Origin of the sequence: Nocardioides alkalitolerans DSM 16699 (assembly GCF_000426525.1) — a bacterium.
Classification (GTDB): domain Bacteria; phylum Actinomycetota; class Actinomycetes; order Propionibacteriales; family Nocardioidaceae; genus Nocardioides; species Nocardioides alkalitolerans.
In genome coordinates, this window is sequence record NZ_KE384533.1 from 1,250,317 (window position 1) to 1,271,605 (window position 21,289).

The 21,289-nt window shown below is 74.8% G+C and carries 21 protein-coding genes; 13 read left to right on the top strand and 8 right to left on the bottom strand.

Translation table 11 applies throughout. The annotated features are described in order from the left end of the window. Positions 1-65 precede the first annotated feature (65 nt). The 3 genes from K329_RS0122815 to K329_RS0122825 are packed head-to-tail and all read left to right on the top strand — an operon-like array spanning position 66 to position 3,294. Positions 66-980, top strand: coding sequence for a phytoene/squalene synthase family protein (locus K329_RS0122815; RefSeq protein WP_043644451.1), 915 nt, complete (start codon positions 66-68; stop codon positions 978-980). Continuing rightward, complete coding sequence (gene crtI / locus K329_RS0122820) at positions 977-2,593, top strand: phytoene desaturase family protein (protein WP_028474838.1); 1,617 nt, start codon at positions 977-979, stop codon at positions 2,591-2,593. The genes K329_RS0122815 and crtI overlap by 4 nt, the downstream gene beginning before the upstream one ends. Continuing rightward, positions 2,590-3,294, top strand: coding sequence for a CDP-alcohol phosphatidyltransferase family protein (locus tag K329_RS0122825; RefSeq protein ID WP_043644453.1), 705 nt, complete (start codon positions 2,590-2,592; stop codon positions 3,292-3,294). Before crtI ends, K329_RS0122825 begins: the two co-directional genes overlap by 4 nt. A gap of 19 nt (positions 3,295-3,313) precedes the next feature. Here K329_RS0122825 and K329_RS0122830 read toward each other — a convergent pair whose 3' ends face one another. From K329_RS0122830 to K329_RS29020, 5 genes are read right to left on the bottom strand one after another with little or no spacing between them, the layout of a single operon-like run. Continuing rightward, a complete protein-coding gene (locus tag K329_RS0122830; RefSeq protein WP_028474840.1) occupies positions 3,314-4,810 on the bottom strand; it encodes a phytoene desaturase family protein in 1,497 nt (498 codons plus the stop codon). After that, positions 4,807-5,943 (bottom strand): glycosyltransferase family 2 protein, encoded by a 1,137-nt coding sequence (locus tag K329_RS0122835; protein WP_043645349.1) that lies wholly within the window; start codon positions 5,941-5,943, stop codon positions 4,807-4,809. The genes K329_RS0122830 and K329_RS0122835 overlap by 4 nt, the downstream gene beginning before the upstream one ends. After that, positions 5,936-6,805, bottom strand: a complete 870-nt coding sequence (locus K329_RS0122840) for a carotenoid biosynthesis protein (protein WP_211225937.1) — start codon at positions 6,803-6,805, stop codon at positions 5,936-5,938. Before K329_RS0122840 ends, K329_RS0122835 begins: the two co-directional genes overlap by 8 nt. Continuing rightward, on the bottom strand, positions 6,802-7,515 hold the full coding sequence (locus K329_RS0122845; protein WP_028474843.1) for an antibiotic biosynthesis monooxygenase: 714 nt from the start codon (positions 7,513-7,515) through the stop codon (positions 6,802-6,804). Before K329_RS0122845 ends, K329_RS0122840 begins: the two co-directional genes overlap by 4 nt. Beyond that, the gene (locus K329_RS29020) at positions 7,512-8,369 is read right to left on the bottom strand and encodes a YhjD/YihY/BrkB family envelope integrity protein (RefSeq protein ID WP_211225938.1); all 858 of its coding nucleotides are present in this window, start codon (positions 8,367-8,369) and stop codon (positions 7,512-7,514) included. Before K329_RS29020 ends, K329_RS0122845 begins: the two co-directional genes overlap by 4 nt. Positions 8,370-8,402: 33 nt before the next feature. Between K329_RS29020 and K329_RS29025 the strand changes: the two genes are divergently transcribed. Beyond that, a complete protein-coding gene (locus K329_RS29025) occupies positions 8,403-8,771 on the top strand; it encodes a lycopene cyclase domain-containing protein (RefSeq protein WP_052337254.1) in 369 nt (122 codons plus the stop codon). After that, positions 8,768-9,127: a lycopene cyclase domain-containing protein gene (locus K329_RS0122860; RefSeq protein WP_028474844.1), complete on the top strand. Its 360-nt coding sequence runs from the start codon at positions 8,768-8,770 to the stop codon at positions 9,125-9,127. Before K329_RS29025 ends, K329_RS0122860 begins: the two co-directional genes overlap by 4 nt. Here K329_RS0122860 and K329_RS0122865 read toward each other — a convergent pair. Further along, positions 9,096-10,250, bottom strand: coding sequence for a polyprenyl synthetase family protein (locus K329_RS0122865; RefSeq protein WP_211225939.1), 1,155 nt, complete (start codon positions 10,248-10,250; stop codon positions 9,096-9,098). The two genes, K329_RS0122860 and K329_RS0122865, sit on opposite strands and share 32 nt — an antisense overlap. A 325-nt stretch (positions 10,251-10,575) precedes the next feature. Between K329_RS0122865 and K329_RS29030 the strand changes: the two genes are divergently transcribed. After that, on the top strand, positions 10,576-11,775 hold the full coding sequence (locus tag K329_RS29030) for an ice-binding family protein (RefSeq protein ID WP_084541536.1): 1,200 nt from the start codon (positions 10,576-10,578) through the stop codon (positions 11,773-11,775). A 34-nt stretch (positions 11,776-11,809) separates the two neighbouring features. Here the strand turns inward: K329_RS29030 and K329_RS29035 are convergent, their stop codons facing one another. Together K329_RS29035 and K329_RS0122880 are read right to left on the bottom strand one after the other, a co-directional pair. Continuing rightward, complete coding sequence (locus K329_RS29035) at positions 11,810-13,330, bottom strand: MFS transporter (protein ID WP_052337256.1); 1,521 nt, start codon at positions 13,328-13,330, stop codon at positions 11,810-11,812. Next, the gene (locus tag K329_RS0122880; RefSeq protein ID WP_028474846.1) at positions 13,327-14,220 is read right to left on the bottom strand and encodes an ABC transporter substrate-binding protein; all 894 of its coding nucleotides are present in this window, start codon (positions 14,218-14,220) and stop codon (positions 13,327-13,329) included. The genes K329_RS29035 and K329_RS0122880 overlap by 4 nt, the downstream gene beginning before the upstream one ends. A gap of 189 nt (positions 14,221-14,409) precedes the next feature. Between K329_RS0122880 and K329_RS0122885 the strand changes: the two genes are divergently transcribed. The 7 genes from K329_RS0122885 to K329_RS30040 all read left to right on the top strand — a co-directional run bounded on the left by K329_RS0122885 (position 14,410) and on the right by K329_RS30040 (position 21,174). Further along, positions 14,410-16,008, top strand: coding sequence for an ABC transporter substrate-binding protein (locus K329_RS0122885; RefSeq protein WP_028474847.1), 1,599 nt, complete (start codon positions 14,410-14,412; stop codon positions 16,006-16,008). Then, positions 16,005-17,111: an ABC transporter permease gene (locus tag K329_RS29040; protein WP_052337257.1), complete on the top strand. Its 1,107-nt coding sequence runs from the start codon at positions 16,005-16,007 to the stop codon at positions 17,109-17,111. Before K329_RS0122885 ends, K329_RS29040 begins: the two co-directional genes overlap by 4 nt. After that, a complete protein-coding gene (locus K329_RS0122895) occupies positions 17,108-17,989 on the top strand; it encodes an ABC transporter permease (protein ID WP_028474848.1) in 882 nt (293 codons plus the stop codon). The genes K329_RS29040 and K329_RS0122895 overlap by 4 nt, the downstream gene beginning before the upstream one ends. Beyond that, complete coding sequence (locus K329_RS0122900; RefSeq protein ID WP_084541537.1) at positions 17,986-19,677, top strand: dipeptide ABC transporter ATP-binding protein; 1,692 nt, start codon at positions 17,986-17,988, stop codon at positions 19,675-19,677. The genes K329_RS0122895 and K329_RS0122900 overlap by 4 nt, the downstream gene beginning before the upstream one ends. A gap of 46 nt (positions 19,678-19,723) precedes the next feature. Continuing rightward, the gene (locus K329_RS0122905; protein WP_028474850.1) at positions 19,724-20,182 is read left to right on the top strand and encodes a hypothetical protein; all 459 of its coding nucleotides are present in this window, start codon (positions 19,724-19,726) and stop codon (positions 20,180-20,182) included. A 15-nt stretch (positions 20,183-20,197) separates the two neighbouring features. Beyond that, positions 20,198-20,779, top strand: coding sequence for a nitroreductase family protein (locus tag K329_RS0122910; RefSeq protein WP_028474851.1), 582 nt, complete (start codon positions 20,198-20,200; stop codon positions 20,777-20,779). Between the two features lie 62 nt (positions 20,780-20,841). Continuing rightward, positions 20,842-21,174, top strand: a complete 333-nt coding sequence (locus K329_RS30040) for a transposase (protein ID WP_052337258.1) — start codon at positions 20,842-20,844, stop codon at positions 21,172-21,174. Positions 21,175-21,289: the final 115 nt, after the last annotated feature.

Consider the following 21,289-nt stretch of genomic DNA (forward strand, 5'->3'; position numbering starts at 1 on the left):
TCGAGGGGCCGAGCGGCCCGTCAGTGGGTACCTCCTCCCCGGAGCGACGGAGAGGGCGTACGGGGATGCTGGGACCACGACTGCAACGGCACGGCGGCAGCGCGCCGCTGTCGCCCCACGCGGCGTACGACGAGGTGGCCGAGGCGAGCGCCTCGCTGGTGATCGACGCCTACTCCTCCTCGTTCGGGCTGGCCTCGCGCCTCCTCGCCGGCCCGGTGCGCCACCACGTGCGCAACGTCTACGCGCTGGTGCGGGTGGCCGACGAGATCGTCGACGCCCCGCGTCCCGACCAGACCCCCGACCACCAGGCCGCTGCGCTCGCGACGCTGGAGGCGGAGACGCTGGCCGCACTGCGCACTGGCGGCAGCAGCAACCTCGTCGTGCACGCCTTCGCCCGCACCGCCCGCCACTGCGACATCGAGCCCGCGCTGGTGACCCCGTTCTTCGCCTCCATGCGCACCGACCTCGAGCGCACCGAGCACGACGAGGCCAGCCTGGCGGAGTACGTCTACGGCTCCGCCGAGGTCGTCGGCCTCATGTGCCTGCGTGCGTTCCTCGTCGCCGACCGCCGTCGCGGCGCGGCGTACGACGAGCTGGCCCCCGGCGCGCAGCGGCTCGGTGCGGCGTTCCAGAAGGTCAACTTCCTGCGCGACCTGGGCGAGGACAGCGCCGACCTGGGCCGCTCCTACCTGCCCGGCCTCGACGCCGGCGCGATGGACGTGCGCGCCCGCGACCGCTGGCTCGACGACATCGACGCCGACCTCGCGGCGGCGAGCGAGCCCCTCTCGCGGCTCCCGCGCAGCAGCCGGGTCGCCGTGCGGGCCGCCCACGACCTCTTCGCCGAGCTGTCGACCCGCCTGCGGAGGACCCCGGCGGCCGAGATCCCGCTGCGCCGCGTGCGCGTTCCCGGGCCCGTGAAGGCCCGGATCGCGGCTGGAGCCGTGCTGCGCAACGGCCACCCCCGGCCGGTGGCCCGATGAGCGGCGAGCAGCGGACGGTCGTCGTCATCGGCGGCGGGGTCGCCGGGCTCGCGACGGCGGCGCTGCTGGCCGCCGACGGCCACGACGTCGAGCTCGTCGAGAAGAACGCGACGCCGGGCGGTCGCGCCGGGTCGTGGGAGCAGGACGGCTTCCGCTTCGACACCGGCCCGTCGTGGTGGCTGATGCCGGAAGTCTTCGACCACTTCTTCCGCCTGATGGGCACCACCACGGCCGAGCAGCTCGAGCTGCACCGCCTCGACCCGGGCTACCGCGTGTTCTTCGAGGGCCACCCCGACCCGCTCGACGTGGCGGCCGACGAGGCGGGCAACCGGGCGCTCTTCGAGTCCGTGGAGCCCGGCGCGGGCGACGCCCTCGGCGCCTACCTGGCGTCGGCGCGCGAGGTCTACGACCTCTCCGTCCAGCAGTTCCTCTACACGAGCTTCGACTCGGCCGCGGCGTACGCCGGGCGCCGCATCCTCGCCAACAGCCCCCGGCTGGCGGGGCTGCTCACCCGCTCGCTCGAGAAGCACGTCGCCGACCGCTTCGACGACCGCCGCCTGCAGCAGGTGCTCGGCTACCCGGCCGTCTTCCTCGGCTCCTCGCCGGACCGCGCCCCGTCGATGTACCACCTCATGAGCTGGCTCGACCTGGCCGACGGCGTGCGCTACCCGGCCGGCGGCTTCTACCGCCTCGTCGAGGCGATGGCCCGGCTGGCCGAGGCCCACGGCGTCCGCATCCGCACCAGCACGACCGCCACCGCCATCACGACCACCGAGCGCCGCCGCTCGGGCGTCGGCGACCGCCGCCGGGCCGTCGTCACGGGCGTGACGGTCGAGGACGCGTCGGGCAGCCGGACCCTGCCGGCCGACCTCGTCGTCGGCGCCGCCGACCTCCACCACGTCGAGACCCGGCTGCTGCCGGACGCGCTGCAGACCTACCCCCGGACGTGGTGGGACAAGGCCGTCTCCGGACCCGGCGCCGTGCTCGCCTACCTCGGCGTCGAGGGCGAGGTGCCCGAGCTGGCCCACCACTCGCTCTTCTTCACCCGCGACTGGCGCACCAACTTCGACGCCGTCTTCGAGGCCCCCACCCGGATGCCCGACCCGGCCTCCCTCTACGTCTGCCGGCCCTCGGCCACCGACCCGACGGTCGCCCCGCCCGGCCACGAGAACCTCTTCGTGCTCGTGCCGTCGCCGCCCGACCCGACCCTGGGCCGCGGGGGCGTCGACGGCGCCGGGGACGCGGTCGTCGAGCAGGCCGCCGACCGCGCCATCGACCTGGTCGCCCGGTGGGCCGGGGTGCCCGACCTCGCCGAGCGGGTCGTCGTACGACGCACCGTGGGCCCGCAGGACTTCGTCACCGACGTCAACGCCTGGTCCGGCGGCGCGCTCGGCCCCGCCCACGTGCTGCGCCAGAGCGCGTTCTTCCGCGCCGGCAACCGCTCGAAGAAGGTCGACGGCCTCTACTACGCCGGGTCGAGCACCGTGCCCGGCATCGGTCTGCCGATGTGCCTGATCAGCGCCGAGCTCGTGCTCAAGCGGGTGCGGGGCGACCGGTCGGTGGGCCCGTCGGTCGAGCCGGCCGTGCCGGTGCCGACCCCCGGCCGCCCGTGACCGGTCAGCTCGACGACCGGCACGAGGCGGCGTACGCCCACTGGTCGCGCCTGCACGGGGGTCTCGACCCCCGGGGCACGTTCTGGGTCGCGGGCTGGGTGCGGCTCACCCACGCCTGCGCCCGGCCGCTCGCCCGGCGCGCGGTGAGCGCCGACCAGGTCACGCTGGCCGGCGTCGCGCTCACCGCCACCGTGCCGCTGCTCGCCGCCCTCGGGTCCCTGTGGCCGCTGCTCGCCACCGTCGTGCTGGTCGCCGCGGCCGTGCTCGACGGCGTCGACGGCGCGCTGGCGGCGCAGACGGGCACGGCGTCCGCCCGCGGCCGGGTGCTCGACGCCCTCGCCGACCGCGTCTGCGACGTGCTGCTCGTCGTCGCCCTCGTCGTGCTGGGCGCGCCGCTGTGGGCGGGGGCCCTCGTGGTCGCGCTCACGCTGCTGCTCGAGGGGGTACGCGCCTCGGCACAGGCCGCCGGCATGACCGGGCCGGGGGCGGTGACGGTCTGGGAGCGGCCGTCGCGGGTCATCGTGGCGGCGTTCGGTACGGCGCTGTGGTCGGTCGAGTGGGCCGCCCGCCGCCTCGGCGTCGACCTGCTGGCGGACGTCGACGGCGAGGTGATCGTCACCGCGGGCGTCGCGATCGCCGCGGTGCTGGCCGCCGTCGGCCTGCTCCACGTCACCCGAGCGTCGCTGCGGGCGCTGCGCTAGCGGAGTGAGGCGGCCGGTGTCAGGCCGGGGCCGCCGAGCCCACCAGCTCGGCCACGATCCGCGCGGAGAGCACCACCAGCGGCAGCCCGCCCCCGGGGTGCGACGACCCGCCGACGAGGTAGAGCCCCCGCACCGGGGAGCGGTTGGCCGGGCGCAGGAACGCGGCCAGGGCGCCGTTCGACGAGGTGCCGTAGATCGCGCCGCCCGGGGTGAGGGTGCGCCGCTCCAGCTCGGCCGGCGACAGCACGGTGCGGTGGCGCAGCCGGCGTCGTACGTCGAGGCCGCGGCTCGCCATCACGTCCAGGACCGTGTCGGCGTACCGCTCCTCCAGGCCCGCGGCGTCCCAGTCGACGCCGCCCGACGGGTCGTGCCGGGGCGCGTTGACGAGCACGAACCACGCGCCCGCCCCCGCGGTCGGCACGACGGCCGGGTCGTCGGCGGCAGCGACGTACACGGTCGGTCGCCCGACGGGCCGCGGCGGGCCCCGGCGTCCGAAGACGGCGTCGAACTCGGCGTCGTAGTCCTCGGCGAAGAGCACGTGGTGGTGGGGCTGGTCGGGCGGGGCCTCGTCGAGCTCCAGCAGCAGCGCGAAGCCGGCGAGGGAGGGGGGCGTACGACGCACGCGCGCCGCCGCGCGGGCGGCCGCCCGGTCGTGGACGAGCCGGCCGTACACCTGGGCCGCGTCGGCGTTGGCGACCACGACGTCGGCGGCCAGCGTCGTGCCGTCGGCGAGCCCCACCCCGGTCGCGACGCCGTCGCGCGTGGTCACCTCCGCGACGGCGACCCCGGTGCGCACCTCGCCGCCCAGCGCCCGCACCCGGTCGAGCAGCGCCGTGGCGATGCGGCCGAGGCCGCCGGGCACGTACCAGGACCCCCACGTCTGCTCGACCCACGGCACGGTGGCGAGGGCGGCCGGCGCCCGGCGGGGGTCGGAGCCGGTGTAGGTGGCGTACCGGTCGAGCAGCATCCGCAGCCGCGGGTCGGTGAGGTAGCGGCGGCCGAGGCCGCGCAGGCTGGCCCAGGGCGCGACCGTCGCCACGTCCGGCACCCGCCGGGAGAGCCGGGCGAGGTCGCCCACCGTGATCGGCGACTCGAGGAACGGCTCGTGCGTGACGTCCCAGATGCGTCCGGCCCGCTCCAGGAAGGCGCTCCACTGGGCGCCGCGCCCGGGCCCGAGGGCAGCGTCGAGCGCGGCCGGGATCGCGCCCACCTCGCCGGGCAGGTCGAGCACCGTGCCGTCGGGGAAGCGGTAGCGGCAGGCGGTGGCCAGCCGCTGCAGCGGCAGCACGTCGGCGAGCGGCGCGCCCGTGTCGGCGAACAGCTCCTCGAGCAGGTGGGGCATCGTCAGCAGCGACGGACCCGTGTCGAACACGAACCCGTCGTGCACGAGCGTGCCGAGCTTGCCGCCGACGTCGACGGCCTGCTCGACGACGGTGACGGCGTGCCCGCGGGCGAGCAGGCGGGCCGCGGCGGCGAGCCCACCGACCCCGGCCCCGACCACCACCACGCGGCTCACCGGGCGACCTCCACGGGCCGGCCCTTCCAGCGCAGCGTCCCGCGACGGCGGCCGACGACCGACCCGGCGACCAGGCGGGCCAGGGTCAGCACGGAGACGGGGTGGGCGAGCGCGTCGGGCCAGGCCCGGCCTCCGGTACGGCGGGCGACCACCGCCCGGGAGGCGACGCCCGCGCCGTACCCCACGAGACCGGCCCGGGAGCCGGTCGCGGCGGCGAGGGGCGGCACGACGTACGTGAGCGTCAGGAGACCCACCACGCCGGCGGCCCCGACCGGGGAGCCGAAGGCCGACCACAACGACTTGCCGTAGCCGTCGCGCAGGTCGGGCCACCCGTCGTACATGCGGCAGGAGGCGAGCGCGCTGCCGTCGACGACCCCGCCGTGGGCGCCGACGCGCTTGAGCGCACGGAGGAGGGCCAGGTCCTCCAGCACCTCGGTGCGGACGGCGCCGTGGCCCCCGGCCCGGCGGTAGGCGGCCGCGTCGACGGCGAGCAGCTGGCCGTTGGCCGCGCCCAGGGACGGTCGGGCCGAGCGCTCCGCGAGCCCGAGGGGGAGGGTGCTCATCCACGACCACTGCAGCAGCGGCTGCACCAGGCGCTCGGCCGCCGTGCCCGCGACCTGCCGGGGGTAGGGGCAGACGAGGTCGAGGCGGGCGGCGCGCAGGAGCGCGACGGTGGCGGTCAGGGCGGAGGGCGCCAGGCGGACGTCGGCGTCGACGAAGACGAGCGCCGTCGCCTCGGGGGCGAGGTCGGCCAGCTGGGCGCAGGCCCACGGCTTGCCGAGCCAGCCCGGCGGCGCCGGGCGTCCGGGGTGCACCTCGAGCCGGTCGTGCGCGGCGGCCAGCCGGGCGACCACCTCGGTCGTGCCGTCGGTCGAGCCGTCGTCGAGCACGACGATCCGCACGGGCCCGGGCCACCGGTCGGCGGCGACGAGCAGGGCGACCACGCAGGCCTCGACGTCGTCGACCTCGTCGCGCACGGGCAGGAGCACCGCCAGCGGCTCGGGCGCGGGGACGGCGACCGGGTCGGGGACCCGCAGGCGGCGGAGGTTGTCGAGCGTGAGGGCGAGCGACGCCACCGCGAGGGCGGAGCCGGCCACGGTCGCGCGGCGGGCCCCGCGTCGTACGTCAGCCACGGTGCACCCCGCGGCGCGCACGCACCTCGCGCACCTCGCGCACCACGTGGCGCACCAGCGGCACGGCCACCACGCCCATCGCGACGGCGCCGACCAGCGCCACCGGCGGACGGCCGAAGAACGCGGCGTGGGCGAGCACGGACGAGAAGAAGGTCCAGAGGTAGACGCCCACCGCGACCCCGTCGACGCGCAGGTCGGACGCGGTACGGGGCAGGAGGCGGTCCATCGCGGCCACCAGCACGAGGGAGACGACGAGCCAGCCCGCGAAGTTGGTGAGCGGGATGCCGTCGACGCCCGGCAGACCGGGGGTGGGGTGCGCCCAGGTCCAGTGGCCCTGGTCGACCATCTGGGGGTCGAGGAAGACGTCCCAGGCCGTCAGCGCCCAGGCCCCGACGAGGGCGGTGGCGAGGCGGCGGTGGCGACCGGCCGCGCCGATGAGGCGGCGGGCCACGAGCAGCGCCGGCCACGTCATCATCACCCAGGCCAGCGGCACCAGCGCCGGCACGCCGAGCACCTCGAGGCCGAGCGTGCCCGTGTAGGCGTAGTCGCCGAACGGGAACCCGGTGCGCACCCCGACCGCCTCGGCCACCAGGCCGACGCCGCCGGCCACCACGAGGAGCACGGCGGCCGGGAGGGGCCCCGCCACGGAGGCCGCGTGGGTGACCGCCGCGGCCGCCAGGAGCAGGACGCTGGCCGCCGTCAGCGCCAGGGTGCCGCCGTCGGTGAACGGGAACGCCATCTGCACGAGCACGGCGGCGCCGGCCAGCGCGGCCGCGACCGCGCGGGTCCTCGGCCGCACCCGGACGGGGTCCGCCCCGACCGGCCGGTCGCGCCGGACCTCGGGCGTGCTGCGGGCGCTCACCATGTTCTCCCTCCGTGGGTCCCCTCGACCTCGTGCACCGCGAGGCGCGCGAAGAGCTCCTCGGCGTACCAGCGTGACGGCGCCGTCCGGCGGACGACGTCGCGGTGCGCGGCCCCGCCGTACGCGAACGCGACCAGGTCGGCGCTCGAGCGCCACAGCGAGAACGTGCCCTGGAGGCCGACCGGGGCCTCGCCGACGCCGAGCGCGAGCTCGAGGCCGGGGGTCTCGTGCAGCGCGGTGACCACCGGCGGCACCGCCCGCCAGAACGACAGCGCGCGGGTGGGTCGCAGCCGGGCGCGCGTCACGGACGCGACGGGGCCCGACCACGGCTCGGCCGGCCCGGACCCGAACGGCTCCGACCCGAACGGCTCGACCCCCGACCAGCGCCCGCGGGAGGTGAGCGGCGTCATCCGCACCCGCAGCGACTCGTGCGCGGCGGCGTCCCACGAGCGCACGAGGGCGGAGTCGCGCCACGCGTCGGCGGCGGCGTCGTCGTCCCACACCGTCAGGACCGCCCAGTGGTGCGGGTCGGCGTCGCGGGGCGTGAAGGAGCGGCCCGACCCGGTGCCGAGCAGCTTCGCGAAGCGCAGTCCGTCGACGCCGCGCAGCCGCCTCCGTCCCGTCGCCATGCGGCCCAGCGCGGGCAGCACGCGGTCGACGCCCCACACCTGCATCTCGACGACCGGCGGGTCGTGCGGCGGGGCGCTCATGCGGTCCGCCCGAGGTCGCAGCGCCGGTCGAGCGCGCGGGTGGCGGCCCAGCCGACGAGCAGGAAGAGGTGGAGCACGAACAGCCACAGCCCGGCGGCGACGACGCCGCCGACCACGCCGAGGCCGCCGTAGGGGATGCCGACGTCGACGGGCAGCGACAGGAAGAGCTGGAAGCCGTGGAGGAAGCCGGCGAGGAACGAGCCGGTCGCCAGGCCGCCCGCGACGGCGACCCACCACCGCGGCCGCCCGGGGACCACGGCGCGGAACACCCAGGTCAGCAGCACCGCCAGCACGAGCCACACGACCACGAAGCCGACCACGATGCGCAGCAGCCGGTCGCCCGCACCCCCGCCGCCGCCCTCGGGCGAGAGCGGGACGAGCAGCCGGCCGACGCCGAAGAACGCCGCGGAGAGCGCCGGCACCGCCACCACGGCCACCAGGACGAGCGCGCGGGCGCGCCAGCCCGTGAACCGGTCGGGCACGGGGTCGAGCGCGAGGGTCGCGCGCCGCAGGCCCTCGCCGTAGAACGAGGCGGGGAAGAGCACGACCAGGGCCCCGAGCCAGCCGAGGTGCGTGCCGGTGTGCACCAGCGCGTCGTACGACGGCCGCGCGCCCATCTGCGGGGGCACGAGCACCCGCAGCTCGCCCAGCCACTGCTCCGCCCCGTCGACGCCGCGCCACCACGTCACCGACCACACGGCCAGCAGCATCCACGCGACGACCGCGATGCCGGCGTAGTAGGTGAGCGTCGCCGCCGCGGCCCCGAGGTCGCGCCCGCCGAGCACCCCGCCCGTGGCACGCACGAGGTCGCGCGCCTCGCCCCAGCCGCGGCGCAGGAGGACCGGTCGGCTCACCACGTCCTCCCACCGTCCCGCCACACTGGCGTCATGCGCTCCCTTACGTACGCCGCGATGCTGGTGTTCGTGGTCGTCGCCACCCTGCCGCTCGAGGTCGTGCTGCGCACGCGGGTGTACGCGCGGCTGCGACGCCTCGCGCTCGTGCTGCTCTGCGTCGGCGTGCCGTTCGTGCTGTGGGACCTGGCGGCCACCCGGGCCGGGCACTGGGAGTTCGACCTCACCCAGACGCTCGGGATCGTGCCGCCCGGCGGCCTCCCGATCGAGGAGTGGATGTTCTTCGTCGTGGTGCCGCTCGCGTCCGTCATGACCCTGGAGGCCGTGCGGGCCGTGCGCGGGTGGCGGGTCGGGGACGAGCCGGGCCAGTCGGGCCGGTCGGGCCGGTCGGGGGAGGCGCCGTGACCCACACCGAGGCCTCGCTCCTGGGGATCGCCGTCACCGTCGTGCTGGACCTCTGGGTGCTCCGCACGCGGCTGCTGACGCGCAAGGCGTTCTGGGTGTCGTACGCGATCGTGCTCTTCTTCCAGACCCTCACCAACGAGTGGCTGACCTCGCGGGGCGTCTTCGTGTACGGCGAGGAGGCCATCCTCGGCTGGCGCATCGGGCACGCCCCCGTCGAGGACTTCCTCTTCGGGTTCAGCCTGGTCGCGCAGTCGATGATCTGGTGGGTCTGGTGGGGACGCCGCGGGGTGCAGGCCGACCCCGGCCCCGGGCCGCGGCCGATCGTCACGCGTCTCGCCACACGCAGGCCTCGGTGAGGTCGGCCAGGGCCTGACGGGTCCGCTCGTCCACGGGCAGACGGGCCACGGTGGCGAGCGCGCTGGAGGCGAGCGCCGCGATCCGCTCCTCCACCCGGGCCAGCGCCCCGGTGCTGCGCAGCACCTCCCGGACGGCGTCCACCCCCGCCCGGTCGACCGCGGGGTCGCCCAGGTGGCGGTCCAGCACGTCGCGCTGCGCGGCGGACGCGGCCTCGACGGCGAGGGCGACGAGCAGGGTGCGCTTGCCCTCGCGGACGTCGTCCTCGACCGGCTTGCCGGTGACCTCGGGCTCGCCGAACACCCCGATCACGTCGTCGCGCAGCTGGAACGCCTCGCCCACGTCGAGCGCCAGGGCGCTGTAGCCGGCCAGCAGGTCGGCCGAGGCGCCACCGAGCGTCCCGCCCAGCAGCAGCGGGTGCTCGACGGTGTACTTGGCGCTCTTGTGGAGGAGCACGCGACGGACGTCGTCGAGCGAGGTCGTCGCCCGCGTCTGACCCAGCACGTCGAGGTACTGGCCCGCCAGCACCTGGTCGCGCATCTGCGACCAGACCGCCCGGGCCGCGGCGCCGGCCTCCGAGCGTCGCGCCGCCTCGGCGAGCAGGTCGTCGGACCAGGTGAGGCAGAGGTCGCCGGCGAGCACCGCCATGGCCGCGCCGTGGTCGTCCGCGTCGCCGAGGCCGCGCGCGAGGAGGTGGCGGTCCGCGAAGGCGCGGTGCACCGTCGGTCGCCCGCGCCGGTCGTCGCTGTGGTCCATCAGGTCGTCGTGCACGAGCGCGGCGAGGTGGAAGAGCTCGAGCGCCGCGGCGGCCTCGACGGCCCCCGGCGCCGCCTCGGCGCCCGACGCTCCGCGCGCCCCCCAGAGGCAGAACGCCGCGCGGAGCCGCTTGCCCCCGGTGGCCGCCGCCGCGAGGGCCTCGGTCATGGGGGCGAGCTCGTCGCTCACGGCCGTCAGCACGTCGCAGTGCGCGGCGATGCGGGTCGCCAGCAACCGGTCGACCTCGGCCAGGCCGACGGGGTCGAGCTGCCGCGGACCGAGGGGGGTGGCGGGGGCGGCGGGGTCGGCGGGCCGAGTACCCGGGCGCAGGTCGGTGAGGCTCATGTCGTCGTCGTCGCCGCTGCGCACGGGGCGATCGGTCGCGCGCGAGGGGCGGGGGTCGAGGAGCGCGGCATGACGGACCGGTACCCCGTCATGACGAGGAGGAGTCACCGTCGTCGACCCGGTCGGGCACAACGGGTCGGGCGTATCCAGGGTGCCATGACGATATTGCAGACGATGGCACCAGACACGATGTATATCTGCAGTCGGAGGGTGAATATCTGCATTTCTCCGAGAAATCCATCTGGTGATTTTTGCAATGCGACGAATTACCTCCGACGGGTATACCTTCCCGAATTATTCACACAGTGTGATCTCGTCTCCGCGATACGGAGATTTTGGGGGGCTTCCGATGAGAAGCCAGACCGTCCTTTCTTTCCGGCCGTCGTTGCGGCCGTCCGTCTCCCGAGCAGCCGTCGGGGTCGTGGTCGCCGCGCTCGGCGGTCTCACGTTCGCCGTCGCGCTCCCGTCGGCCCAGGCCATCGGCAGGGCGGTCGACCTCGGCACCGCCGAGGACTACTCGGTGCTGGGTGGCCAGTCGGTCACCAACACCGGGCCCAGCGTCCTGCCGCTCAACCTGGGCGTCAGCCCGGGCAGCGCGGCGAGCGGCTTCCCGCCGGGGCAGGTGGGCGGCGACACGCACCGCGCCGACGCGGCCTCGCTCCAGGCGCAGAGTGACCTGACGATCGCGTACGACGATGCGGCCGGCCAGGCGTCCGACGCGAGCGTCGGGGCCGAGCTCGGTGGCCTCTCGCTGGCCCCGGGGGTCTACACCGCGGCGAGCGCCACGGAGATCACCGGCACCCTGACGCTGAACGCGCAGGGAGATCCGAACGCGGTCTTCATCTTCCAGGTCGGGTCGGCGCTCGACACGAACCCGAACAGCACCGTCTCCCTCATCAACGGGGCCCGCGGTTGCAACGTCTTCTGGCAGGTGGGGTCGAGCGCGACGCTCGACACGAACACCACGTTCGTGGGCACGATCATGGCGCTCACCTCGGTGGTCGTGCGGACCGGCACCACGATCGACGGACGTGCCCTCGCCCGCAACGGCTCGGTCTCGCTCGACGACAACGTCTTCACCGACGGCTCCTGCACCCCGCCGACCACGGGCCCGACCACGGGCCCGACCACCGGCCCGACCGGGGGGCCCGCGACCGGCCCCACCACGGGCCCGACGGGTGGACCGACGACCGGTCCGACGAGCGGTCCGACGAGCGGCCCGACCTCGGGTCCGACGACGAGCCCGACCGGTCCGACGGACGGCCCGACCAGCATCTCGCCGACCGACGGGTCGACGAACCCGGGCGACGGGTCGTCGACGTCCCCCGGTGACGGGTCGTCGACCTCCCCGGGTGGCAGCTCCTCCACCCCGCCGGGCGGCGGTGTGCCGCCGGGTGACAGCAGCAACGGCCCTCCCGGCCCCGACCTGCCCAACACCGGCTCGCCCTTCGACGCGGTGCTGATCATCGGTGCCGTCATCGCCGTGCTCGCCGGCATCTGCCTGACGGTCGCCGGGGCCCGACGCGGCCGGTCCACGTCGAGCACGTAGGCCGGCGGAAGTCCTCGACGACGCCGCCGGGACGTCACTGGCCGACGTGCCCGGCGGCCGACCGCTGGCGCAGCAGGTCGAGCACGGCCACCGCGAGCGCCGCGAGCAGGAAGCCGAGGGCGACGGCGGTGGCGCCGTACAGGGCGGTGCGGTGCACCGAGGCGGGGGCGTCGGCGAGGGTGTGGCCCGCGCCGTAGACCGGGGTGTAGTAGGCCACCGAGGCCGCGGCGACGCCGAGGCTGTTGGCGATCCGCTGCCCGAGCTGGCCGATCGCCCCGGCGGCGCTCCCGCGGTCGCGGGGCACCTCCGCGAGGGTCATCGAGTGGTTGGGCGAGACCACGAGACCGGCGCCCAGCCCGGCGAGCAGCTGCAGGGCCGGTACGGCGACCAGGAGCGTCGCCGTGCTCACGTCGGCCTGGACGAGCCCCAGGGTGCCGAGCGCGCCGGCCAGGGTGACGAGCATGCCCGTCGCGGTCAGCGTGCGCCCCCACCGGTCGACGAGCCGCCCGCCGAGGTGGGCGCCGAGGACGGACGTCAGCGACGAGGGCAGCGTGACGAGCCCGGCCTCCAGGGGCGTGAGCCCGCGGGCCTCCTGCAGGTAGATCAGCAGCGCGAGGTTGATGCCGGGGCCGCTGGCGAACCAGGTGAGCGAGACCAGCACGCCGTTGCGGAACGAGCGGATGCGCAGCAGTCGCGGGTCGATCACGCTCGGTCGCCCGGCCGTGACGCGGGCGCGGCTGCGGACCACGAAGGCGGCGAGCGCGAGGGCGGCGGGGACGAGGATCAGCCAGCGCTGGCCGGAGTCCTGCGGGCGGCCGGTGGTGAGCACGAACGGCGCCAGCAGGAGCACGAGGAAGGCGCTGCCGAGGGCGACCCCGACCCAGTCGACGTCGAGCCGTCGCGACCGGGGGGCCGCCGGCGCGCCGACGTCGCCGAGGAGCAGCCGGGCGGCCACGAGCAGGCCCAGGAAGATCGGGACGTTGAGGGCGAACACGCCGCGCCACCCGAGCGCCGGGGCGACCATCAGCAGCCCGCCGAGGCTCGGCCCGAGCGCGGTCGCCAGGCTCACGCACACGCCGTACCGGCCGAAGGCCCGGGCCCGCTCGTGCGGGGCGAAGAGCTGCTGCACGATGCCCATGAGCTGCGGCATCAGCAGGCCGGCGGCGACGCCGGCGAGGGCGCGGCCGAGGACGAGCACCTCGATGCCGGGGGCGAGCGAGCAGACGACGCTCGCGGCGAGGCCGCCCCAGAGCCCGAGGTAGGTCAGGCGCAGGCGGTGGCCGTGGTCGCCGATCTGGCCGGCGGGGATCAGCGTGACGGCGAACAGCACGACGTACGCCGCGGAGACCAGCTGGATGCCGGTCGGGCCGGCCGCCAGGGCCCGCTCGATCGCCGGGATCGCCAACGACACCTTGTGGATGTCGAGGAGCAGCATGCCGGCGGCGACGCCGCAGACGGTGACGGCCGCGAGGCGGTCACCCCCCGGACGCGCCGCGGCGGCGCGGACCTCGAGGGTCCGCGCCGCCGCGGGGGAGGCGTCGTCGGTGCGGCTCATGCTCCCTGGAGGAGCTTGGACGCGTCGACGAGCTTGACGAAGTCGTTCTCCTCGCCGATGAGGTCCCAGCTCGCGATCCAGTCGACGGTGCGGTTGAAGTGGTCCTCCGGGTAGGGCCCGGCGTGCACGTAGCGCAGCCGGCCCAGGCTGAAGTCCTCGGGCACGAGCTCGGCCACGGGGGCGGCCTGCTCGACGAAGTACTTCAGGTACGGCCGGATGTCCTCGTGGATCTTGTCGACCGCCTTGTTCACCGCGCGCGTGATCTTCGTGAACTGCTCGTCGTCGAGGCTCTCGCCCGCGATCTCGGCGCCGTAGTAGTGGCCCTCGGCGAGGATCTTGTAGCCGGCCTTCTCCGCGACGGTGATCCACGGCTCCATGACGGCGACGGCGTCGATGTCGCCGTCGCGCAGCGCCTCGAAGCGCTCCTTGCCCTTGATGCCGACCAGGTTGATGTCGGTGCGGGGGAGGAATCCCTCGAGCAGCTGCAGCACCAGGTAGTGCGAGCCGTGGTGGAAGTTCACGCCGACGCGGACGCCCGCGAGGTCGCCGGCCACGTTGTACGGCGAGTCGGGCCGCACGATGATCGCCTGGCTGGCCACGGCGGAGCGCCGGGCGACGACCTTGCCCTTGACCTGGCTGTCCTGCGAGCGGCGCAGCTGGCCCCACTCGCAGGCGTTGTAGAGCTGCGACTGACCGGCCTCGAACAGCTTGAAGCTGCTGAAGGACGAGACGGTGTCGGGGCGCGCGATGAACCGCAGGCCGGTCTCGTCGCTGGCGCGCTCGCGGATGAGCTCGACGTCGAGGCCCTCCTCCGCGAAGTAGCCCTCCTCCTCCGCGACGTAGTACGGCAGGTAGAAGACGGTCCCGGCCGCCTCGATCTTGATCGTCATGGTGCTCCTTGGCTGAAGGCTCTACGAGCCGCTGTGTAGAAGTTCGAACGAATCTAACGTCCTGCCGACAGAACTTTAAATCTGTTCATCTACTGAGATGGTCGACTTTGGGGGGTGGTGACGGCCTAGCGTCCAGCCCGCGGTGCGAGTCGATCCGCGACCCGCACGAGAGAGAGCGAGCACCACGACATGACGCGTCACAACCGCAGGCGCCCGGCCGCCGTACTGGCGACCCTCGTCGCCTCGGCCCTGCTGCTCGGCGGCTGCGCGGGCAGCGACACCGCCGGCGGCGGCGGCTCGGACGTGCCGGTGGAGGGCGGCGTTCTCAAGTACCGCACCACCGGGGCCAACCTGAGCTCCACCGACCCCGCGATCCACACCGGCTACGGACCCGCGATCCCCGTGCGCGGCATCGTGGACTCGCTGGTGTTCAACAAGGAGGACGGGACCATCGAGCCCTGGCTGGCCACCGAGTGGACCGTCAACGAGGACGCGACCAGCTTCCAGTTCACGCTGCGCACCGACGTGACGTTCAGCAACGGCGAGACGTTCGACTCGGCCGCCGTGAAGCAGAGCTTCGACGCGCTGCAGGCCCAGGGTGCGAAGTACGCCGTCGTCAACGAGTGGATCGGCGACCTGCGCGAGATCACCACCCCCGACGCGACCACGGTCGCGTTCGCGTTCGACTCGCCCAACTCGTCGTTCCTGCAGGCCGTCTCCACGACGTCCCTAGGGATCGTCGCGCCCGAGACGTCCGCGCTCTCCTACGAGGAGCGCCAGGAGGGCACGACGATCATCGGCAGCGGGCCGTTCGTCGTCGCCGAGTCGCGGGGCGAGGAGGGCTACGTGCTCGAGCGCCGCGACGACTACGCGTGGGCGCCGCCGTCGGCGGAGAACCAGGGCGCGGCCTACCTGGAGGGCATCGAGGTCTTCACGACCCCGGACAACAGCATCGCCGCAGCGCAGCTGCGCTCCGGCGAGATCGACATCATGCACAACACCGAACCGGCCGACAAGACGGAGTTCTCGCTCAACCCCGACATCGAGATCCGGCGCGAGCCGCTCCCGGGCGCGGCGCTGGGCTTCGTCGTGAACACGGCCGTCCCCGGCCTCGACGACGTCGACGTACGACGGGCGCTGTCGCTGGCGATCGACCGCGAGTCCGTGCTCGAGCGGGCCTCCGCGATCGACATCGCGCCGACGAGCGTCTACTCCGCGAGCAACCCCTACTGGAGCGACCAGTCCGACCTCGTCTCGACCGACGTCGAGGAGGCGGAGGAGCTCCTCGACGCCGCCGGCTGGGAGCCGGGCAGCGACGGCGTGCGGGAGAAGGACGGCGAGCGCCTCTCGTTCGACCTCATCTACAGCCCGTCGACCATCTCCCACGAGCCGAACCTCGCGGTGGTGCAGGCGCAGTGGAAGGACATCGGTGTCGAGCTCGACTTCGGCAGCCTCACCGCGGCCGAGCTGAACCAGCGCCTGCGGGCCGGGGACTACTCGTTCTCGTGGGGCAGCGGAACGCGTCCCGACGTGGACGTGCTGCGCGGCAACTACGGCGGCATCGACCCCGAGCTCGACGCGACGTTCGCGGCGATCCTCGCGGAGCCCGACGCCGCGGCGCGCCAGCCGCTGGCCGACGACGCCGCGCGCACCATCCTGGAGGAGGCCTACTTCCTGCCGCTGTACGACTTCATCCAGCCGCTGGCCTACCGCACCAGCACGCACGTGCCGACCATCGAGGCGAGCCACATCCCCGTCCTGAGCGACGTCTGGCTCGACCCGCGGTGACCGTCCCCCTGTCCGCGACCGGGGCCCGGCCCTCGGCCCCGTCGGTCCCGTCGGCGCCCCCGACCGGGCCGGACGGGGCGGGGCCGTCCGGTCCGCACGCCTCCGCCCGGGGCGCGTCGCTGCGCCGCGTCGGCCGGGTCGTCGCGGTGCGGCTCGCCCACGCGGTCGCCGTCGTCGCCGCGGCGTACTCGGCGTCGTTCTTCCTGCTGTTCGTGCTGCCGGGCGACGCCGTCCTCGCGCGGATCGGCACGACCGACACCGTCGGCACGTCCGACCTCTCGGGGCTCGACCTCACGACGCTGCGCGAGGAGGTGGGACTGAACGACAGCCTCGGCCGGCAGTACTGGGACGGTCTCGTCGGGCTCCTCCAGGGCGACCTGGGCAGCTCGCTGGTGAACGACCGGTCCGTCACGGCGCTCCTCGCGGAGGCGCTGCCGAACACGCTGACGCTGATGCTGCTCTCGCTCGTCCTCTCCGTGCCGCTCGGCTTCCTGCTCGCGCTGCTCGCCGTCGTGCCCCGCTCGCGGGCGCTGCGCTCGTTCGCGGCCCTCGTGCCGTCGGCGTACGTGAGCCTGCCGGTCTTCTGGATCGGCGTGCTCTTCATCTACCTGTTCGCGATCACCCTCGGGTGGTTCCCGGCCGGCGGCAGCCAGAGCGCGTCGGCGTTGGTGCTGCCGACGGCCGTGCTGGCGCTGCTGGGCGCCGCCCAGTTCGCCCAGGTGCTGATCAGCAGCCTGCGCACCGAGGTCGGCAAGACGTACGCCGCGGTGACCGCGCCCGCCAAGGGGGCCAGTCGCACCTACACCGTCTTCCGCCACTGCCTGCGCAACGCCGCGTTCCCGTTCCTCGCGGTCTTCGGCCTGCGGGTCGGCCAGCTGCTGGCCGGTACGGCGGTCATCGAGGTCGTCTTCTCCCGCAACGGCATCGGACGTCTGATGGTCGACTCGGTCAAGGCGGTCGACCTCACCGTCGTGCTCGGCCTCGTCGTGGTGCTCGCGGTCGTGTACGTCGTCATCAACGCCGTCGTCGACGTCGGCTACGCCCTGCTCGACCCGCGGCTGCGCCGCCGGGCGCCGGCCCCCGCCCCGGAGGTGGACGCATGACCGACACGCTCATCGGCGCGCCCCCCGCGCCGCCGTCCGGGAAGCCGACCCCGACGCCCGGCAAGCCCGCCCCTCGGGCTCGCCGCCGGCGGTTCCGCGAGCTGCACGTGCACCTCCTGCTGCTGGCCGCCCTCGTCGTGGCGGCGCTCCTGCCCGAGCTGGTGACGCGGCACGACCCCTTCGAGCTCGACGGGCTGCCGTTCGTGCCGCCGAACGGCGAGTTCTGGTTCGGCACCGACGAGATCGGCCGCGACCTCTACTCCCGTGTCATGCACGGCCTGCAGATCTCGTTCTTCTCGGCCGCGCTCGCGGTGCTCGTGGGCGTGGTGCTCGGGAGCGTCGTCGGCGTGTTGTCGGGACTGCGCCCCGGCGGGGTGCTCGACCGCGTGCTGGGCATCCTCACCGAGGCCGTCATGGCCGTGCCGGCGGTGCTGCTGGCGCTGGCGGCCATCACGGCGTACGGCCGCGGGGCCTACATCGCGGCCATCGCGATCGGCATCGGCGAGGCCACCGGGTTCGCCCGGCTCGTGCGCGGCCTCGTGATCCAGTCGCAGACGCTCGTGTTCGTCGAGGCGGCCCGCACCTGCGGGGCCGGCCCGCTGCGCGTGCTGGTGCGGCACGTCGTCCCGTCCGTATACCACCCGGTGCTCTCCTACACCGCCATGCAGTTCGGCCTCGCGATGCTCGCCATCGGGTCGCTGAGCTACCTCGGCTTCGGCGAGGCCCCGCCGTCGCCGGAGTGGGGCGTGCTGATCGCGGGCGGGCAGAAGTACCTCGTGCACGCCTGGTGGGTGGCGATCATCCCCGGGCTGGCGCTGACCGCCGTGGTCGTGCTCCTCAACCGCATCGCCTTCCTCATGCAGGAGAACCGCCGATGACCGACACCGCAACGACCACGCCCGACCGCACCGACGCGCGGACCGCGCCGGCCGCCGCCGACCCGGCGGACGTGCTGGTCCGGGTCCGCGACCTCACGGTCACCTACCGCCGCGACGACGCGGTCGACACCGCCCTCGACGGCGTCGGCTTCGACGTGCGCCGGGGCAAGGTGACCGCCGTGATCGGGGAGTCCGGCTCGGGCAAGAGCACGCTCGCCCACGCGGTGGTGCGCCTGCTGCCCGGCAACGGCGCGATCGCCGCCGGCGCGATCGAGCTGGACGACGAGGACCTGCTGGCCCGCACCGACCGGGAGTTCCGTCCCCTGCGCGGGCGCCACATCGGGTTCGTGCCCCAGGACCCGGTCTCCTCGCTCAACCCGACGAAGACCATCGGTGCGCAGGTGCGGGAGGCGTTCTCGCTCGCCGGGTCGGCCCTGACCGCCGAGCAGGTCGAGGAGCGCATCCTCGGCGACCTCCGCGACATCGGCTTCGCGGCCCCCGAGACGCTGCTGGCGCGCTACCCGCACGAGCTGTCGGGCGGGATGCGCCAGCGGATCCTGGTGGCCATCGCCTTCAGCCAGCGCCCCCGGCTGGTGATCGCCGACGAGCCGACCAGCGCCCTCGACGTGCTCGTCGGCCAGGAGGTGCTGCGCAGCCTGCACGACGTGCGCACGAAGCACGGCACCACCGTCGTCCTCATCACCCACGACCTCGCGCTCGCCAGCCGCAACGCCGACGACGTGCTCGTGCTGGAGGCCGGGCGGCTGGTGGAGGCGGGACCGGTGGCCGAGGTCTTCGCCGCCCCCCGGCACCCCTACACCCGCGCGCTGCTGGCGAGCTCGGCGCGCCTGCGCGAGGGGCGCGTGCTCAGCATCGCGGAGGCCTACGAGCGCCACGGCCCCGACGTACGGCGGGCCGGCTCGCCGTCGGCCGAGGCTCCCGCCGTCGTGACCCTCGACGGGGTCTCGAAGAGCTTCGGCGGGGGCAAGAGCCACGTCCGCGCCGTCGACGGCATCTCGCTGGCGGTGGCGCCCGGCTCGACGTTCGCGCTGGTGGGGGAGTCCGGCTCGGGCAAGACGACGACGAGCCGGCTGGTGCTAGGGCTCGAGAGCGCCGACGCGGGCTCCGTGCACGTGCTGGGCGAGGACCTCGGCACCCTCGACCGGAAGGGCCTGCGCGCCCTGCGGCGACGGGTGCAGGTCGTCTACCAGAGCCCCTTCGAGTCGCTCAACCCCCGGCTCGACCTGCGCTCGATCATCGCGGAGCCGCTCGACTCGTTCCGGGTCGGGAGCCGCGCGGAGCGCCGGGCCCGCGTCGCGGAGCTGCTCGACCGGGTGCGGCTGCCCGCGTCGTACGCGACCCGACGGCCCCAGGAGCTCTCCGGCGGCCAGCGCCAGCGCGTCGCCATCGCCCGGGCCCTGGCGATCCGTCCGGAGCTGCTGGTGCTGGACGAGCCCGTGTCGGCGCTCGACGCGACGATCCAGGCGCAGGTGCTCGACCTGCTCCAGGAGATCCAGCAGGAGCTCGGGCTCACCTACTTCCTCGTCACCCACGACCTCGCCGTCGTGGCGGACGTGGCCACGCAGGTCGCCGTCATGCGACGGGGCCGCCTCGTCGAGTCCGGCCCGACCGCCGACGTCGTGCTGCGCCCGCAGGACGACTACACCCGGGCGTTGCTCGCCGTATGACCGGCCGAGTCCCGCCCCCGCACCGATCCCCGAGGGAGTCCTGACCATGGTCGGCTACGACTACGCCAGCGCCATCACGGGCTGCACGACCGACGTCCAGGGCCGGTTCGCCCTGCGCGGCCAGTCGTTCGAGCTGCTCGCCGACGGGTCGGTCGCGTCCGGAGGCCCCGGCCGTGCGCCGGGCCCGCTGGACCTCCTCGTGTCGGCGCTGGTCGCGAACATGCTGAACGTCCTGCGCGACGGCGAGCTGTCCCCGTCCGACCCGGCCGGCGACGGCGACGACGTCTCGCGGGTCGTGCAGGTGCGTGCCCGCGTGTCGCGCTACCCGGCCGGGCGGCTGAAGGCCGGGCGCCTCAAGGTCGAGGTGCTGGTCGACGGGCTGGACGCCGTGGCCACCGCCGCGCTGCTGGAGGTCTACCGCGACGGCTGCCGCATCCTGCCGGCCGTCGAGACCGTGCTCGACGTCGACCTGCACGCCGCGTCGTCCGACGACGCCGCCGCCTGAGGAGGGGAGCCACCCGTGACCACCCCGTCCCGTCGGGCCGACACCGCCGAGCCCCTCCACGACCTGCTGGCCGAGCGCTGGAGCCCCCGCTCCTACGTGGCCGACCACACCGTCACCGAGGCCGAGACCACGGCCCTGCTCGAGGCCGCCCGCTGGGCGCCGTCGGCCCAGAACCGCCAGCCCCGCCGCTTCGTCGCCGGTCGGCGCGGCACCGAGGTGCACGCCCGCATCGCGGCCTGCGTCCTCGAGCGCAACCGGGTGTGGGCGCTGCGGGCGTCCCTGCTCGTCCTCGGCATCGTCGAACGGGTCGGCCACGACGGAGCCCCGCAGCGCTTCGCGGAGTACGACCTGGGCCAGTCGGTCGCCCACCTGTCGGTCCAGGCACAGCACCTGGGCCTCCACGTGCGCCAGATGGGGGGCTTCGACGCGGAGGCGGCCGCCGCGGCGTTCGGCGTCGAGGCGCCGTACGCGCCGCTCGTGGTCGTGGCCGTCGGACGAGCCACTGCGGTCGAGGACCTGGAGCCCGAGCTCGTCGAGCGCGACACCGCGCCCCGGCAGCGGCTGCCGCTGCACGAGCTCGTGCGGCAGCGCGCCTGAGGTGCCCGTGTCGTACCCCGCCGATCGCTACGCTGTGCCGACGATCCGAGGCTGAGGACCAGATGGCGTTCGAGAAGAAGTACAGCGACGAGGTGCGGGACGCCGCCGTCCGCCGGGTGGCCGCGCGCCGCCAGAACGAGCCCGGCAACCGCGCGATCCTGCGCGAGGTGGCCGAGGAGTTCGAGGTCGGCGAGCAGTCCCTGCGCATCTGGGTCAAGCGCCTCGACGACGGCATGTTCGCGGCAGGCGGCTCGTCGCGGCTGCGGCAGGCCCCCAAGGAGCAGCTGCTGGCCCGGATCGCCGAGCTCGAGGCGGCGCTCGCGGCCGCCCGCGAGGAGAACGAGGTGCTCCGCAAGGCCTCCATCATCTTCGCGACCGAGGCCGCCAAGCGCTGACCGGGCGCCGACCGGGCGCTGACCGGGCGCTGCCCCCGGCGCCGTCCGCACCCTCCGGGGTCACCGGCGCCCCCGCTAGCACGACGCGCTATCTTCTAGCGTCGCTACATAGAGT